The sequence below is a fragment of the Caulobacter sp. SRI_008 genome (assembly GCF_057586355.1).
On the sequence record NZ_JBYCZS010000023.1, the window covers coordinates 18,154 to 34,488 of the forward strand.

10 protein-coding genes are annotated in these 16,335 nt (G+C 68.4%); 4 read left to right on the forward strand and 6 right to left on the reverse strand.

Features of this window, described 5'->3' with window-relative positions:
* Positions 1-84: 84 nt before the first annotated feature.
* Both AC2YHT_RS19240 and AC2YHT_RS19245 read right to left on the reverse strand, forming a co-directional pair.
* Complete coding sequence (locus AC2YHT_RS19240; protein WP_487291523.1) at positions 85-3,240, reverse strand: TonB-dependent receptor; 3,156 nt, start codon at positions 3,238-3,240, stop codon at positions 85-87.
* Between the two features lie 500 nt (positions 3,241-3,740).
* On the reverse strand, positions 3,741-4,325 hold the full coding sequence (locus tag AC2YHT_RS19245; RefSeq protein WP_487291524.1) for a helix-turn-helix domain-containing protein: 585 nt from the start codon (positions 4,323-4,325) through the stop codon (positions 3,741-3,743).
* 247 nt (positions 4,326-4,572) lie between these two features.
* Between AC2YHT_RS19245 and AC2YHT_RS19250 the strand changes: the two genes are divergently transcribed.
* Together AC2YHT_RS19250 and AC2YHT_RS19255 are read left to right on the forward strand one after the other, a co-directional pair.
* Positions 4,573-5,100, forward strand: coding sequence for an RNA polymerase sigma factor (locus AC2YHT_RS19250; protein ID WP_487291525.1), 528 nt, complete (start codon positions 4,573-4,575; stop codon positions 5,098-5,100).
* Entirely contained in the window at positions 5,097-6,134 is a 1,038-nt protein-coding gene (locus tag AC2YHT_RS19255) for a FecR family protein (protein WP_487291526.1), read from the forward strand. Before AC2YHT_RS19250 ends, AC2YHT_RS19255 begins: the two co-directional genes overlap by 4 nt.
* 68 nt (positions 6,135-6,202) lie before the next feature.
* Here AC2YHT_RS19255 and AC2YHT_RS19260 read toward each other — a convergent pair whose 3' ends face one another.
* From AC2YHT_RS19260 to AC2YHT_RS19275, 4 genes are all read right to left on the reverse strand, one after another.
* Entirely contained in the window at positions 6,203-6,694 is a 492-nt protein-coding gene (locus AC2YHT_RS19260; RefSeq protein WP_487291527.1) for a cupin domain-containing protein, read from the reverse strand.
* Complete coding sequence (locus AC2YHT_RS19265) at positions 6,691-7,611, reverse strand: alpha/beta fold hydrolase (RefSeq protein ID WP_487291528.1); 921 nt, start codon at positions 7,609-7,611, stop codon at positions 6,691-6,693. Before AC2YHT_RS19265 ends, AC2YHT_RS19260 begins: the two co-directional genes overlap by 4 nt.
* Before the next feature lie 116 nt (positions 7,612-7,727).
* Entirely contained in the window at positions 7,728-10,901 is a 3,174-nt protein-coding gene (locus AC2YHT_RS19270; protein ID WP_487291529.1) for a TonB-dependent receptor domain-containing protein, read from the reverse strand.
* Positions 10,902-11,014: 113 nt separating this feature from the next.
* Positions 11,015-12,697, reverse strand: coding sequence for a thiamine pyrophosphate-binding protein (locus AC2YHT_RS19275; RefSeq protein ID WP_487291530.1), 1,683 nt, complete (start codon positions 12,695-12,697; stop codon positions 11,015-11,017).
* A 190-nt stretch (positions 12,698-12,887) separates the two neighbouring features.
* Here AC2YHT_RS19275 and AC2YHT_RS19280 point away from each other — a divergent pair, with 190 nt between their 5' ends.
* Both AC2YHT_RS19280 and AC2YHT_RS19285 read left to right on the forward strand, forming a co-directional pair.
* A complete protein-coding gene (locus AC2YHT_RS19280) occupies positions 12,888-14,153 on the forward strand; it encodes an MFS transporter (RefSeq protein WP_487291531.1) in 1,266 nt (421 codons plus the stop codon).
* A 132-nt stretch (positions 14,154-14,285) separates the two neighbouring features.
* Positions 14,286-16,151 (forward strand): hypothetical protein, encoded by a 1,866-nt coding sequence (locus AC2YHT_RS19285; RefSeq protein WP_487291532.1) that lies wholly within the window; start codon positions 14,286-14,288, stop codon positions 16,149-16,151.
* Positions 16,152-16,335 lie beyond the last annotated feature (184 nt).

Below are 16,335 nucleotides of genomic sequence, written 5' to 3' on the forward strand. Positions count from 1 at the left end.
TTACCAGTTCGGCCGGATCGAGGCTTGCAGCAAATGGCCTCGACCGCGCGCACTGGGGTGACGCGCGGCCGGGGTTTCAGAGGGCTAGTACTTGTAGGTGAAGCCCATGAAGAAGCGGCGACCGAAGTAGCCCTGCTCGATCAGGCGGATATCGCCGGCCGTCGAGATTTCCTCTTCCTTGGTCAGGTTCTTGCCTTCGACGAAGAGCTGCAGACCCTTCGGACCCGGCTTCCAGGTGATCTTGCCGTCCAGATAGCCGGTCGGCTCCTTGAACACCGGCTGGCCCGAGGTGTCGGCCGCCGAGGACAGGTACTTCGAACGATAGTTGTAGGCGAGACGGGCGTTGATCGGGCCCTTGTCGTACCAGACCGTCAGGTTGGCGCTGCTCTTGGACAGGCCCGGGAACGGCAGCGGCGAGCCGTCGAGGGTGGAATAGAGCTCGACGTCCTTGGCTTCCTGGTAGGTGTAGTTGGCGTCGACGCCGAAGCCCGACAGCGCGCCCGGCAGCCAGGTCAGGGCCGTCTTGCCGGTCAGTTCCAGGCCCGAGATCTTCGCGCCCTGGCCGTTGATGTAGGTGTTGTAGTTGTAGAGCACGCCGTCGCCGTAGACGTCGACCTTGCCGATCAGCGTGCGCGAGCTGACGTAGAACGACTTGATGTCCTTGTAGAACAGACCCAGCGACAGCTGGGTGTCGCTGTTGGGGTACCACTCGAACGACAGGTCGTACTGGTTGGCGCGGTACGGCTTCAGGTTCGGATTGCCGGCCGAGCAGCTGGGTTCGTCATATTCGCCGCTGGCGTCAGGCGAGTTGTCGGTGGTGCAGCTGACCGTCGGCATCAGGTAGTCCATCCGCGGACGGGCCATCAGCTGGGCGAAGCCGGCGCGGGCCGACAGCTTGTTGGGCTGCAGCCACAGGCCCACGTTGAAGCTCGGCAGCCAGACCGTGTAGTCCTTGGTCATGGTGGCGATCGAGTTGCTCAGCACGTAGGTGGTCGAGGTGCCGCCGTTGGTCGCCGCATAGGTCTCGCTGCGGGTTTGAGCGCCCGTGCCGGAGGTCTTGGTATGGACCCGGCGCCAGCCGAAGTTACCCACCACGTCGTAGTCGAACAGCGGGAACTCGTAGTCGAACTTCAGGTACAGCGCGTCCGTCTGCTCGGCGATCCGGTAGGGGATCTGCTCGTAGGTCTTGCCGTCGTTGCCGGTGGTGGTCACCAGGTTGTTCAGGTTGAAGTGCGACGTGTCGAGGTACTGAGCGACCTGGTTGAAGTTCGGATAGAGCCAGGTCGAGGGCAGGGAGCCGCCGCCGTAGTAGAAGGCGTCGGGCAGTTGGGTCATCGCCTGCGAGAAGACCGCGTTCGAGAACGCCCGCGACCAGGTCTCGGTCGTCGACCAGTAGCCGGTGGTGTAGGCCGCCGAGGCGGCGGTCGGGCTGGTCTGGTCAGCCGTCTGCGTGCTCAGGATCGTCGCCGTCGAATTGACCGCGTTGGTATAGAGGACGGTGTCGTCGGCGGTGGAGTAGTCGTTCGTGCCGCCGTCGAGGATGTAGCCGCCGTAGCCGTAGCCCTTGGTCGAGAAGTCGGTGGCGCGGCCGCCGAACTCGATCTTCTTGAGGAACGGCAGGTTGGTCTCGTAGTCGAAGTCGATCTTGTACTGCTTCTCTTCCGTGGCCGAGTTCGACGGACGGTACTGAATCTGCCACTGGCGGATCGCCGAGGCGTCCGACGGGCTGTAGCCGGTGGCGAAGGTGAACGAGGGTGCGCCGGTGGTGGGGTCGAGGGTGACCGTCATGCCGGGGGTGTCGAAGCTGACGCTGACGTTATTGGTCTGCGAGACGGTCGAGGTCTCGGCGCTGGAGGCCTGGAACTCGACCTGCAGGCGGTCGCCGCGGTAGTTGGCTCCGACGTTGTAGTAGTCGCTCGAGGAGTCGTAGGCGAAGTCGCGCGAGCTGATGCCGAAGCCGTTGTAGCCGCCGGCGCCCGACGTGGTGAGGCAGTTGCCCAGGGTGTACTGGATGACGTTGTGGTTGGCGTCCACGACGACGGAACTGGCCGTGGTGTTGGTCGACGAGCAGGCGCTGGCCGAGGCCGCGTTGCGCAGACGGGTCGCCGAGGTGAAGTCGGTGCCGTAGTTGATGTCGTTCAGGCGCTGCGACCGCTCATTGCGGTTGTAGCTGGCCCAGACATCGATCTTGTCGCTGACCCGATACTGAGCGGTGAACTCGGCCGAGAGGCGCTCGTCCTCGCGGGTCCAGACGCCGTAGCGGGCCACGCGCGGCGCGTAGTCGTACCACTGGCTCTGGCAGGCGGTGCGCAGGTTGGTCGTCGAGATCTGCGTCGAATCCGGCGTCGTCAGGCTGGAGCAGCCGGCGTAGGTCGTGACGCCGCGGGCCAGTTCGTTGATCTGGTCGCTGTAGGCGGTCGAGTAGTAGTCGACCGTCTTGTCGGCCGAGCTGTCGAAGTCGGCGAACCGGCCCCAGGACGAGTTGCGGACATAGTCGCCGCGGGTGTTGACCTTGTCGTAGGTGACGTTGGCCATCAGGCCCAGGCGCCCGTCGAACAGCTGGGTCGCGGCGAACAGGTTCGTGCGCGGCTTCCAGCCCTTGACGGTGTCCAGGTTCTGCAGCGAGCCGGTGAACGAGACCGTCGGCTTCTTGAAGTCCAGCGGCTTGCGGGTGGTGACGCTGACCGTGCCGCCGACGCCGCCCTCGGTCATGTCGGCCGTGAAGCCCTTGAACACGTCGATCGACTTGACCAGCTCCGAGGCCAACTCGCGGAAGTCGTTGGCGCGGCCGCCCCCGCCGTAGACCGCCAGGTTGCCGGCGGTCGACAGGGTGCTCATGCCGTTGATCTCGACCCGGTTCAGGTCGGGCTCGACGCCGCGGATCGACACCGCGTTGCCTTCGCCGAAGTCGCGGGCCAACTGTACGCCGGTCACCCGGCCCAGGGCCTCGCCGACGTTCTTGTCGGGGAACTGGCTGATGTCCTCGGCGACGATCGAGTCCGAGATCGTGCCCGCCCGTTTTTTGCGACCCATGGCCGACTGCAGGCTGGCGCGGGTGCCGACGACGACGATTTCCGCGACCTTGTTCTCGACCGTGGCTTCCGGTGCGGCCTTGGCCGTATCGGTGGGCTGGGCGGCTTGGGCCAGGGCGATCGACGAGCTCGAGCCCAGGATGGCCGCGGCCAGGCCCGTGGTCATCAGCAATTGGGTTTCGAAGCGTGATCTGCGGACGTTCTTCATGAGTTCCCTCCGAGAGTGCAGGCGGTGACCGCCCTTGTTCAGCGCGGCGCCCCCTCCGGTCGCCGCGGTGTGTGTTGGCCGAAATCGAGACGCGCCAAGTCGAGCCGCCGGACGCCGCTGTGATCGCGGGCGTTGCGGTTGGATCGAAGCTGGCGTGTGGAAACACCGGGGCCTTGGCGATCGGTCGCCGACGCTTCGTTGCGTCGGGAGCAGCGCTCGCTGGCAGAACACGAGCGCCGAAGTTTCGACGTCATGCCTCGATGTATTGACGATCGTACGCGGGGGTTATCGCGGCGTCGCCTATTGTGAGCGGTCTTCACGTTCGCTGCGGATCTTTGCGATCTCTGCAACGATTTTGGCAATCTTGTCGAAGTCGATGGTTTGTCAATTCGGAAGCGTGCGCTTCGTGACTATATAACGGCGAATTTCGGCCAATCTGCATTCGGGGAAAACGAATGGAAATCTATCGGAAATCTATGTTTCAATATTGAATTGCAATCTCAGCCTTCGAGGCGCTGTTTCCCAATTTGTGAAACGTTCGGCAGGCTTGTGGGAATCAAGATCGCCGCGCCCGAAGCCTGCTCACGCCGCCAGCGGTTCGGTGAACTGCCGACGATGGCGCGGAAGGTGCGGGACATGTGCGCCTGGTCGCTGAAGCCGCAATCCATCGCGATCTGGCACAGCGGCAAGCGGGTGTGCAGCATGAGGCTCTTGGCGCGCTCCAGGCGTTTGCGGATCACATATGCGCGCGGGGCGACGCCGAAGCTGCTCTTGAAGCAGCGCGAGAAGTGGCTGGGGCTGAAACCGACGCCCTCGGCCAGTTCGGCGACGCTGATCGGCTGACCCAGGCGCTCGTCGATATGGCGCACGACCCTGCGCTCCTGCCATGGCGCGAGCGTCAGGTCCGAACGCCGCCTCGGCGCGAGGCGGACGTCGCGGGCCGGCGCCAGAAGGCGCGACGCCTGGCCGATGAGAATCCGGGCCTGGCGGGGATCCACCTCCACCGCCCGGTCGGCGCGATCCAGCATGTCCAGTACGGTCAGCGCCATCAGGTCGATCGGCGAAGCGAGTTCTGTCTTGTCCATCGAGGGATCGCACATCGTCATTTCCGTCGGCGGCCGTCGCTTGCGTCCGCCCGGGGAGGCATTACGCACGGGCGACGAAAACCCTCATTCGCCGCCGGGGGCGCACCGGGGCGATCCGCCGGCCGAGCCGAGAAATATTTTTGATGAGGACTTTCGCCGGCGCTGCGTTCTGCCCTTTCGAAAGCCCGCGCCACATGCCGTTGGACAGGGATCGGAGTCTCTGATGGGAATGGCGCGAGGGGAGCCCATGTCCGACGCCTCCGAGGCCGCTGCGCGCGCGGACGTCTTCGCCCGCCAGGCGTCGGCGATGCGCGGACCGCTGGCCGCCTATTTCCGACGCCGGGTGCGCAACCCCGTCGAGGTCGAGGATCTGGTCCAGGAGGTGTTCCTGCGCCTGACCGTGCGCGGCACGCCCTCGAACACCGATCACGCCAGCGCCTACATCTTCCAGATCGCCGCCAGCGTCCTGGCCGACCGCTATCGGCGCCGGGCTGTCCGGCACGCCGACGTGCACGTGGTGCTCGACCCCAGCCTTCGTGACGAGCACGACTTCGACCCCGATCGCATCTATGCCGGTAAGCAGGCCCTGAACGCGGCCGCCGCCGCCCTGATGACCATGCCGGAGCGAACGCGGACGATCTTCCTGCTGCGCCGGATCGACGGCCTGCGTCATCAGGCCATCGCCACGCGCCTTGGCCTTTCGATCAGCACGGTGGAAAAGCACATGGTCCGCGCCATTGAGCACCTGATGGCCCACGCGGGAGACGCCCGATGACCCGCGACGCCACGACCCCCGCCCAGGCCGCGGCGCGCTGGCTGGCCCGCGACGACCTCGATCAGTCGCCCCAGCGCGAGCAGTTCGCGGCCTGGCTGGAGGAAAGCCAGGACAACCGCGACGCCTGGATCCAGGCCCATCGGGTCTGGGACGTCTTCGAGGACGCCGAGGACAGCGACCTGATCGCCGCCATGGCGCGGGCGGCGCGGCGGGCCAGGCCCGAACCGGCCGCCAAGCCGTTCTGGCCTCGGGCGGTCGCGGCTTCAATCGCGGCTCTGGCGGTGTCGGCGGCGCTGCTCACGGGCGTTCATCAGGGCTGGTTCGGCGGTTCAGGCGAGCCGGCCAAGGTGGCGGTCGAGGCGGGGCCTTCGCTCACCGCCGTCGGCCGGGCCGACTACGTCACCGGCAAGGGCCAGAAATCCATCGTCGATCTGCCGGACGGCACCCGGGTGACGCTGGACGTCGACAGCGGGATCGACGTGGCCTTTTCGGGCGGTCGGCGCGAGGTGCGCCTGCTGAGCGGCCGGGCGTTCTTCGACGTCGCCCATGACCGCGCTCATCCCTTCGCGGTTCGCGCCAGCGGGCGCGTGGTCACCGCGCTGGGCACCCAGTTCGACGTGCGCCTGACGCCGGGCGCCTTGCGGGTCGTGCTGGCCGAAGGCGTCGTGTCGGTGGCCCCGGTCCAGGCGCGGGCGAGCGAGCCGCCGGTCCGGCTCGTGCCCGGCCAGGCCTTCACCGCCAGGAACGGCGCGCAGGGCACGGTGGCGCCGGTCGATCTAGACGAGGCCCTCGGCTGGAAGCAGGGCGTTCTGGAGTTTCATGACCAGCCGCTTTCCGAAGCCGTCGGCCTGTTGAATCGCTACACGCGGGCCAAGATCGTCATCCGCGATCCGAAGGTCGCGGCCCTGCGCATCACCGGCGTCTTCAGGACGGGCGACGCCAAGCGATTCGGACGCTCGGTGTCGCAGGTGCTGCCGGTCCGGATGGTCGCTCGCGACGCCGACACCTACGAACTCGTCTCCACGCGGCGCTGAACCTCGGCTTCCAGGTCCGATCGAACTCCGGGGGCAAGGCGTCGGTCTTGCCCCCGGAGTCGATGTCGTCAGGGCTTGGGCGCGTCGGCCGCCTCGACATAGTCGGTGCTGGTCGGGCCAAAGCCGGAGATGTAGACGCTGGCGCCTTCCGCTCCGGTCATGGCGAAATGCTCCACCCCGGCCGGCTCGCTGTAAAAGCTGCCCGGCGGCAGGATCTTGACCAGGGTCTCGTCGGCCTTGCGCCCGTAGCCGAAGCGCCAGACGCCGGCGACGACCACGGCGGTGCGGTCGTCGCGGTGCCCGTGGGCGGCGATGCGGGTGTTGGGCGGGACTTGCAGCGCGATCGTGTATGGGCCGGCCTTGGTCGGGTCGCCGTACAGGACCGTTGTGCGGATGCCCGATACGCCCGAGGTGCCGGCCGTGGCGCCGCCCTTGGCCAGGCCGTCGATCTCGGACGGCGTCAGGCGAACCAGGGGCTCCGCGGCCCAAGCGCCGCCCGCGATGGCGAAGGTCGCCAGCAGGATCGCGGCGCCGGCCGATATGGCGACGGGGCGGCTCACGGCTTAGCGTCCAGGAAATCGCGCACCATCGCCACGGTGGCCTTGGGGTTTTCCTCCATGATCCAGTGGCCGGAGTCCGGAACGACGCCCTCGGTAACGTTGCTGGCCGCGAAGCGCATCACCGTCGCCATCATCGGTCCGAACGACTTCTCGCCGCCCAGCGCGAGCACCGGCACGGTCAGCTTGCCCTCGGCGACGAAGGCCTTGTTGTCGATGGCGTCCTGGTCGAAGGCGGCGAACTGCGAGAAGCCGCCGTGCATGGCGCCGGGCTGGGCGTAGAGCTTGGCGTAGTGCTGGCGCGAGGCCTCGGTGAACCGGGCGGGATTGGCCGAGAACTCGTTCCAGAAGCGGTCGAGATAGATGCGCTCGCGGCCGGCGACCAGGCGCTCCATGTCGGGACCGCCGAACCGGAAGTGCCACAGCAGCGGGTTCTTCAGGATCTCGTCCCACGGCCCGACGCCGGGCAGCGGCGCGTCGATCAGCACGAAACGGCCGACGCGATCGCGATGCTCGGCGGCGAAGGCGTAGCCGACCATGTTGCCGATGTCGTGGGTGACCAGGTCAGCCTTGGTGATCTTCAGGGCGTCGAGCACGCCGGCCACGTCCTGGCCCTGGTTCTTCTTGTCGTAGCCGCCGGAAACCGGCTTTGACGACAGGCCAAGGCCCCGCAGGTCGGGCACGACAACGGTGTGATCCTTGGCCAGTTCGACGGCCAGCGGTTCCCACATGTCGCCGGTCTCGCCATAGCCGTGCAGCAGCACGACGGCGGGCCCCGAACCGCCGACGCGGACGTGGATCGTCGCGCCGTTGGTGGCGATTTCCTGGGTCTTGAAGCTGGCCGGGAAAGGCTTGACCTGCGCCATGGCGGGGGTCGCGAGAAGTAGGGTCGCCAAGGCGATTGGCGCGAGCTTGAACACTTGCTGTCCTCCAGGGGTGAGGCGCGGCGCAAGGCCGCGTCTGGGCGTCCGGGCGGACGCCTTCAGCGGGGGAGAACGCAGGTTTTCCGAGAACCCTCATCCGGGCTCGCCCGGCTCTAGAAATGACCGACCAGGCCGAACTCGAAGCGCCGTCCGCGTGGGTCGCCATAGGGGCTGTAGGGCAGGGAGCGGTCTGACGGGCTCGACTGCGCGATCAAGGGCGGATCGTGATCGAGGACGTTCTGCACGCCAAAGCGCAGCTGGACTTCCCGCGGGCCGCCGGCCGTGGTTTCGAGCGCCACGCGACGGGTCGCGTAGAGGTCGACATAGGCCTGCGGCGGAACTCGGCTCGCGCCCTGCTGCAACACCTTCCTGGCCACGGTGTCAGCGCTGTCGGCACCGCCGTATACGCGGTAGCCGTCGTAGAAGGCGATGTTCACGCCGAGGGTCGTGGCCCCCTTCGCCCAGTCCAGGCCGCCGTTCGCGCGCCAGACCAGCGGACCGTCGGCGTAGCCCGCCGCTTCGACCGCCTCGCTCCGCGGATCGGCGCGCCGTTTCAGGTGCGGCTGCCAGGTCGCCGCCGCGCGTAGCTTGAAGTCTCCCAGGCGCGCGGTCGGGATCAGGTAGTCGCCCTGCAGGTCGATCGCCTCGACCAGCGTCCTGCCGATGTTCAGGGCCGTGGTGTCCACGGCGGTGACGACCCCGGCGGTGAAGCCCTTGGCGCGATCGGCGTCGCTGAGCGGCGCGCGCGTCACGCGCCCGGGAAACAGCGTCTCGTTGTCGAGGAAGTAGTCCACGTCATGGGCGCTGGAACTGACGATCTCCCGCCGCTTGTCGATCCGGGTATAGTCGATGGAGACCCGCAGCCGCTCCAGCCAGGTCGGTGTCAGCACGACGCCGGCGGACAGGCTGCGCGCGCGCTCCGGCAGCAGGTTCGTCGATCCGCCCTCGACGATGTCATAGCCGCCCGCGAGGCCCAGCGCCTCACCGCCACGCCTGGGGTCCTTCGGGGCGAACGAGGCCGGCAGGTAGAGATAGCGCGACGAGTTCGCGAACGTGTCGGGGTCCGAGGTGTAGGAGCCGGTCGTCGACCACAGCTGGTCGGTCCGAGGCGGCAGGAAGCCCGACGCCGCGCTGGCTCGGACCATCACGCCGGTGACAGGAAGGAACTTGAAGCCCGCGGTGTAGACCGTGGTGGTCTGGGCGGCCTCCTTCGTCATGGCGTAGCGCGGATCCTCGGAGGCGAGGTTGGCGGCCAGGCGTTCCCGGTTGCGCTCGCGGCTGAGGACCAGCTGGAACTCCAGGCCCTTCAACCCGGTCGGGCCGTCGCGTCGGTCCGTCAGCGGCGCGCGGAGCTCGGCGTAGTAGTGGTGGGCCGATTGGGTCAGGCTCGTCATCGGCGTCTCGGTGGCGAGGCCGGTCAGTGTGTCCCATCGACGATAGACGGAGCTTGGGACATGGTCGCGCCGGTCCTCCGCCGTCAGCGACAGGGTCAGCGGACCGCCCCCCAGGTCGAGGATCGGTCCCGCCAGCCGGATCGACCGGTCCTGGAAGCGATCGACCTGCGAAAACGCATAGCCGGCGTCGACGGCATGACTGGCCAGCGCGCCGAGAAACGCGTCCAGCCCGCCCAGGGGACTGAGCGGCGCGCCGCCATCGAGGCCTCGGCCCTGCATGACCGCAGTGGAGACGATCGGCCCCGGCGGTCTGGCGGTCAGGGCGACGTCGATCCGCGCGCGGCCGGCGCTGTAGTCGGCGCTGAGCTTCCAGCCGCGCGACAGCTCCGCGATCACCCCGACCGTTCCTCTCGTCGTCCGGCTGCGGTTGCGGACGACCGGGTCGAAGCCGGGCGCCGGAAAGGTGACGTAGATGTCCTGCTGAAACGGATTGGTCGGGGCGCCCGCAACGATGCGGACGGCTTGCGACGTGTTCCACGGGATCACCGCCTCGCCGTCGTTCTGCAGCACCAGCAGGTCGGCATAGGCCTCGATCGCGTCGCCGAACCGGCGGCGGACGCTGCCGATCAGGGACGAGGTCTCGCGCTTGCTCAGAAGCGTCTGGCGCTCGCCGCTAACGTCCGGCGACAGGCTGAGGTCCAATCGTCCGCCGTTGGTCAGCAGCAGGGCGCCGCCGTCGGTGGTCGCGCCGCCGTAGGACGCTGGCGCGAAGGTCGTCGCCGCGGCCAGGCCGGCGCCGCCATAGGCGGGATCGAGCACCAGGGCGGCGCCGGAGGCGCTGAAGATGTTGATCGATCGGCTGACGGGGTAGTCGGCGAGGGCGGCGGCGGGATCGTTCGCGACGCGCCGCGCCCGGGCCCTGGCGCCGTAGTCGCGCGATCCTGCGCTCAGGGCGTCGGCGCGCAGCAGGCCGAAGGCGACCATCACTTCCGTGCGGCCATCGTCAGGGGAAAAGCCGACGCGTCCGTCGAGCCGGCGGGTCGAAGCGTCGCCGCCGTCGGTGATCCCGTAGGCGCCCGAGAGATCTGCGCCCTGATAGTCGCGTTTGAGCACCACGTTGATCGCGCCGGCGGTTGCTCCCGACCCGTAGACGCCGCCGGCCGTGGAATTCAGGACCTCGATCCGTTCCACCGCCGCGAGCGGCAAGCCGTTGAGGTCCGATTGCAGGATGGAGGCGGAGGCGCCCGAAGGCAGGGCGGGCATCCGCCGGCCGTCCACCAGGACCAGCGTCTGGTTGGAGCCCAGGCCCCGCAGGTCGACCTCGGATCGGTTGCTGGCGTTGTTATCGGCCGGGGTCTGCAGCGCCGACGCGATCTGGGCGTTGGCGGTCGTCGTCACGCGCAGGAAGTCGTTGATGTCGGTCGCGTCGGCCTGCTCGATGCCGCGACTGGTCCAGACCTTGTAGGGCTGGATGTCGTTCTCGGTGCGCTGGATGTCGCTGTTCTGGCTGCGCGCGGTCACGAGCAGTTCGGGCAAGGCGACCGGAACCTCTGGCGCTGGCGGCGGCAGTCTCGGCGCGACCTCGATGATGTAGACGCCATCGGCGGAGCGGCGGTGGCCAAGGCCCGATCCGGCCAGCAGCAGCGGCAGGGCTTGGTCGAGCGTGTAGCGGCCCTTGAGGCGGGGCGCGTCCCGCCCGCCGATCGTCGGCGCGGCCAGCAGCAATTCGCGTCCCGATCGCCGGGCGATGTCGGTCAGGGCCGTGGCCAGCGACTGGCCCGTCGTGTCGATCTGCAGGGCGCGCGCGCTCTGTGCCTGCGCCGGCGACACCGAGCTCGCGGCTGCGGCAATGCCCCAGGCCAACAGCGCTGCGTACGCACCGTTCCTGCGCATTAGGGATCCCCTCACGCGCCGCCCACTAGCAGGTAGAGTAACGACGATCAATCAACCGCGCCGCAAGAAAGCGGCGACTACGGGATCCGGCGTCCTAGGTGCAGCGCAGCCGGTCAGCCCATCCAGCGGCTGACCGGCACGGCGGCTTCCTCCAGCGGCTGGGAGATCACGTCGATCAGGGTGGGGCCGTCGTGGGCCAGGGCGGCGCGGACCACGCCGTCCAGCTGCGCCGGATCGCTCACCGACCAGGCCTTCAGCCCGAAGGCCTCGGCGATGCGGGCATGGTCGGAGCGGCGGAAATCGACCGAGAAGTAGCGCTCGCCATAGCCGCTCTTCTGGCTGGCCTTGATCCAGCCGTAGGAGGAATTGGAGAACACGATCAGGGTGATCGGCAGGCGCTTGCGGACGATGGTCTCCAGCTCGCCCACGGCGAAGCCGAAGCTGCCGTCGCCCATCACCGCCACCACCTTGGAATTGGGCGCGCCATAGGCCGCGCCGATCGAGGCGGGCAGGGAGAAGCCCAGCGCCCCGTGCGCCCGGTTGGTGATGAACCGCCGGCCGGTGACGTTGAAGTCGAAATAGCCCGAGAAGTAGGGGCAGGGCGTGCCCGGGTCGGCGACGATGATCCCGTCGCGGGGCAGGGCGGCTTGCAGCGCCGCCAGCACGCGCTCGGGGCGGATCGGGCGATCCGTGGACCGGGCCAGGTCTTCGAACCGGGCGCGCTTGGCCTGGCGCATGGCCTTCAGGCGTTCGGCCGCGCCGGTGTCGCGCGCCTCGCCGTCCAGCCGGCGGGCGATCGCCGCGCCCAAGGCGGCCAGGCACAGCCGGGCGTCGCCGACCAGGCCGGCCTCGACGCGATAGTTGGCCCCGACCACCATCGGATCGACGTCGATATGGACGATCGGCACGTCGCGGCCGGGGACCTCGCCATGCTCGGTGGTGGTCGAGCCGGCGCGGCAGCCGACGAAGATCACCGTGTCGGCGCCAGCCACGACCTCGCGCGTCTGGTCCACCCCGCCATTGGCCCCCACCACGCCGACAGCCAGCGGATGGTCGTCGGCGATCGCGCCATGGCCGCTGACGGTCGAGGCGACCGGCGCGTCGAGCAGTTCCGCCAAGGCGGCGAGTTCGGCGCTGGCGGCGGAGATGATTACGCCGCCGCCGACCACGAACACCGGCCGCTTCGCCGCAAGGATCACCTCGGCGGCGGCCGCCACCAGGTCGGGCGACGGCCCGCTCCGGAAAGCTGGGAACGACCCATGCTCGGCCTGGGCCCAGAGGTCGAAGTCCGCCGTCTGCTTCTGCAGGTCGTAGGGCAGGCCGATGTGGGTCGCGCCCGGACGGCCGGTGGTCGCCGCGCGGAAGGCGGTGCGGAAGACGTGCGGGATCTGGCCGACGTGATCGACCACGGTGTTCCACTTGGTCAGCGGCCTAAACAGGGCCTTCTGGTCCAGCTCGGTCAGGGGATAGCGGCCGCGGGCGGTCACCGGCACGTCGGAGGTGATCGACAGCAAGGCGATCGACGACTCGTTGGCCTCGACCACGCCGGGCAGGATGTAGGTCGCCCCGCCGCCGCTGGGGCCTTCGCAGACCCCGACCTTGCCGGTCACCCGGGCATAGGCGTCGGCCATGTAGGCGGCGCTGCGCTCGTCGCGGGTCAGCACGTGCTCCATGCCGTGGTCCAGGCGGGCGAGCGCGTCGTAGAACGGCAGGCTGGTGTCGCCGCACAGGCCGAAGATGTGCTTCACGCCGTGATGCTGCAGCATCCGCACGGCGGCTTCCGCGCCCGTGGTCATGGTCCTGGCTCCTCCCGTAGCCGTCCTTGGTACGGGGCGGCGGGATGGGCCGGCCATTCAAGACGGGCCGGCGGCTATCGGTTCTGTGCGAAGGAACGCGCCCTGAGGACGCGCCCCGCGTGACTGTTCCGTCCGGGCGGCGCTAAAGGTGCGCGCACCGCCGCCGTCCGATCGCGGCCAGGAGTATTCGATGGCCCAGCCGCGCCACCCCTTCGCGTTCGCCAGCTTCCGCTATTTCTGGACGGCGCGGATGTGTTCGGTCCTGGCCCAGAACATCCTGGTCATCGTCGTCGGCTGGCAGGTCTACGACCTGGCGCGCGCCACCATGGACACCAAGGACGCCGCGCTTCAGCTCGGCTTCGTGGGCCTGGCCCAGTTCGCGCCGCTGTTCGCCCTGACCCTGGTGACGGGCTGGGCGGCCGACCGTTACGATCGCCGGCTGATCGTCTGCCTCACCACCTCGCTGCAACTGCTGTGCGCCGTCGCCCTGGGCTGGCTGACCTGGTCAGGCGGGGCGACCATTCCGGCCCTGCTGGGCGTGGCGGTGTTTCTCGGCGTGGCGCGGGCCTTCTCGATGCCGGCGCTGAACGCTCTGGGACCCAACATCGTACCGCCCGATGTGCTGCCCCTGGCCATCGCCACCAACGCCATCGCCGGCCGTGTCGGCTCGATCCTCGGCCCGGCCGCCGGCGGGTATCTCTACGCCTGGTCGCCGCCGGTTCCCTATGTTGTCAGCGCCTTGCTGTTCGCCCTGTCGCTGCTGTGCATGCTGCTGGTGCGCCCGGCCGCCCGTACGATCGGCCCGCCGCGCAAGCCCTGGAAGCTGATGATCGAGGGCCTGTCCTACGTCCGCGCCAACAAGCTGGTGCTGGGGGCGATCTCGCTCGATCTCTTCGCCGTGCTGCTGGGGGGCGCCACGGCCATGCTGCCGATCTTCGCCCGCGACATCCTGCATGTCGGGCCGGAGGGACTGGGCCACCTGCGCGCCGCCCCCGCGGCTGGCGCCATGGCCACGGCGCTGCTGTTCTCCTGGCGGCCGTTGAAGCACGACGTGGGCGTGAAGATGCTGGTCTCGGTCGCCGTCTTCGGCGTCGCCACCGTGGTCTTTGGCCTGTCGCGCTGGCTGCCGCTGTCGCTGGGTTGCCTGGCCGTGCTGGGCGCGGCCGACATGCTGTCGGTCTATGTCCGCCAGTCGCTGATTCAGCTGTCGACGCCCGACGAAATGAGGGGACGCGTGGCGGCGGTCTCGTCGCTGTTCATCTCGGCTTCCAACGAACTGGGCGAGGCGGAGTCCGGCTTCCTCGCCGCCGCTATCGGACCAGTGCCGGCGGTGGTGTTCGGCGGCGTTGGCGCCATCATCGTCACCGGCCTCTGCGCCTGGTGGTTTCCAGCCCTGCGCCGGGCGCGGACCTTCGAATCCGCCCAGGTCGAAGAGCCTCCGCGCCGAAATGGATAGGGCCGGACGCAATTGTGATCGACACGCCGGGCCTTCCTCCGGCTTAGCCTAGAAGAACAAGAAGACGGAGCCGACGCCGTCCGACGAACACCAAGCCGCCGCGTGACAGGCGGCGCGTACCAGGAGGAATACATGGACCGCCGACACTTCCTCGCCGCTGTCCCGGCCGCGTTGATGGCGGGCAAGGCGATGGCCGCGGCGCCCGCATCGTCTCCGGCGGGGGGCAAAGGCGTGATGCTGATGAACCGCATCGGCCCGTCGTCGTCCGAGCTCTACATCGCCAATGCCGACGGCTCGAACGAGCGCAAGCTGCTGTCGAGCTCGGTGTTCGACTACCACGCCAGCTTCAGCGTCGACGGCAAGTCGGTGATCTTTACCTCCGAGCGCAACGGCGACGGCCAGTCGGACCTGTTCCGCGCCAGCCTCGACGGCTCCAACATCCAGCCGCTGGTCGTCGGTTCGGCGGTCGACGACTCCGGCGAGCTGTCGCCCGATGGTACGCGCCTGGCCTTCGTCTCGACCCGCCAGGGTTACGTCGCCAACGTGTGGATCCTGGACCTGAAGACCAAGCGCCTGACCAACCTGACCGGCGCGCCCGAGGTGCAGGGCGATCCCAGCCTGCCCAACGGCTTCTTCCGCCCGTCCTGGTCGCCCGACGGCAAGCAGATCGCCTTCTCGTCCGACCGCAACACCGACTGGCGCGGCCACCACGAGGGCAAGGGCTGGGAGCACACCCAGGAACTGTCGATCTACGTCATCGGCGCCGACGGCAAGGGCTTCCGCCGCATCGCCTCCAAGCCCGGTTTCTGCCTGGGCTCGCCCAAGTGGTCGCCGGACGGCAAGCGCGTGGCCTTCTACGAGCTGACCACCGAAGACACCTGGTTCACCCGCCGTCCTGACACCGTCGGCGGCGTCACCTCGCAGATCGTCTCGGTCGAGGTGGTCACCGGCGCGCGCGCCGAGCTGACCTCGGGTCCGGGCTTCAAGCTCTTCCCGCAGTTCCTGAGCAACGACGTCGTCGCCTATCAGCTGAAGGGCGGACCGGAGGAGGGGCTCTACACCACCGACGGCAAGCCCCCGGTGAAGCGCGTGTTGCGTTCGCCCGTCTGGTCGCCGGACGGCAAGAGCGTGATCTACGAGAAGGTCGGTTTCAAGGCTCGCGGCCAGTTCAAACCGCTTTACAGCTGGGACCCCAAGTTCGACTACCTGCACACCGACGTCTTCCCGGTCGTCTCCAAGGACGGCGTCCTGGCGATCACCGAGAAGCAGCAGGGCAACTCCTCGCTGGTGACCATGAACCGCGACGGCTCCAACCGCCGCGTGGTGTTCGATGTCGAGGGCAAGGGTCTGGACCCGGTGCTGCTCAAGAAGGGCCTGGCCGGCGCCTTCATGCCGGGCTGGTCGCCCGACGGCCAATGGCTGACCTTCGGCATGGGCGTCTGGTTCCAGGAGCGCGCCAAGGGCAAGGCCACCCTGATGCGGGTGCGCGCCGACGGAACCGACTACGAGCCCCTGACCGACGGGACGATCCATTCGGGCTTCCCCAGCTACTCGGCCGACGGCAAGGAGATCGTCTTCCGGGTCTGGGGCGAGAGCGAGAAGGGCCTGCGGGTCATCAATCTCGACACCCGCCAGATCCGGGTGCTGACCACCGGCTACGACAACCTTCCGTTCTGGTCGCCGGACGGCAAGCGCATCGTCTTCACGCGAAAAGTGGACGCGGTGAACTTCGACGTCTTCACGATCCGGCCGGACGGCTCGGACCTGCAGCGCCTGACCACCAACCGCGGCAACGACGGCCACGCCGTCTGGAGCGCCGACGGCCGCATCCTGTTCAGCACCGGCATGTACGGCTTCCGCGAGGAGGCCGCGCTCTACGACAACACCTTCCAGCCCTATGGCCAGATCATGGTCATGAACGCCAACGGCACGGGCAAGCGCCTGCTGACCGACAGCCTGTGGGAAGACTCCATGCCCATGTACCTGCCGGCCAGATAAGGGAAACGGCGTTCGGTAAAGCTATCGGGCGCTGCGGGTTTTCGATCCCTCTCTTCCGTCTTCCGCCTGATCTACTTCAACTCGGAGATCAGCGGGGGCGGGAGAGACCTCAGGGGATCGTCAGCAGACATCGAGAGCGCGTCTCGGCGCAGGGCTCCGTCGCTTGTCGCGGCGGGCGCGCGAG

What these genes read in the sequence shown, in the direction of transcription:
- AC2YHT_RS19250 (WP_487291525.1), top strand. Translation starts at nt 4,573, where the DNA reads ATGTCCGACGCCTCCGAGGCCGCTGCGCGCGCGGACGTCTTCGCCCGC.
- AC2YHT_RS19240 (WP_487291523.1), bottom strand. Translation starts at nt 3,240, where the DNA reads ATGAAGAACGTCCGCAGATCACGCTTCGAAACCCAATTGCTGATGACC.
- AC2YHT_RS19255 (WP_487291526.1), top strand. Translation starts at nt 5,097, where the DNA reads ATGACCCGCGACGCCACGACCCCCGCCCAGGCCGCGGCGCGCTGGCTG.
- AC2YHT_RS19245 (WP_487291524.1), bottom strand. Translation starts at nt 4,325, where the DNA reads ATGGACAAGACAGAACTCGCTTCGCCGATCGACCTGATGGCGCTGACC.
- AC2YHT_RS19270 (WP_487291529.1), bottom strand. Translation starts at nt 10,901, where the DNA reads ATGCGCAGGAACGGTGCGTACGCAGCGCTGTTGGCCTGGGGCATTGCC.
- AC2YHT_RS19275 (WP_487291530.1), bottom strand. Translation starts at nt 12,697, where the DNA reads ATGACCACGGGCGCGGAAGCCGCCGTGCGGATGCTGCAGCATCACGGC.
- AC2YHT_RS19280 (WP_487291531.1), top strand. Translation starts at nt 12,888, where the DNA reads ATGGCCCAGCCGCGCCACCCCTTCGCGTTCGCCAGCTTCCGCTATTTC.
- AC2YHT_RS19285 (WP_487291532.1), top strand. Translation starts at nt 14,286, where the DNA reads ATGGACCGCCGACACTTCCTCGCCGCTGTCCCGGCCGCGTTGATGGCG.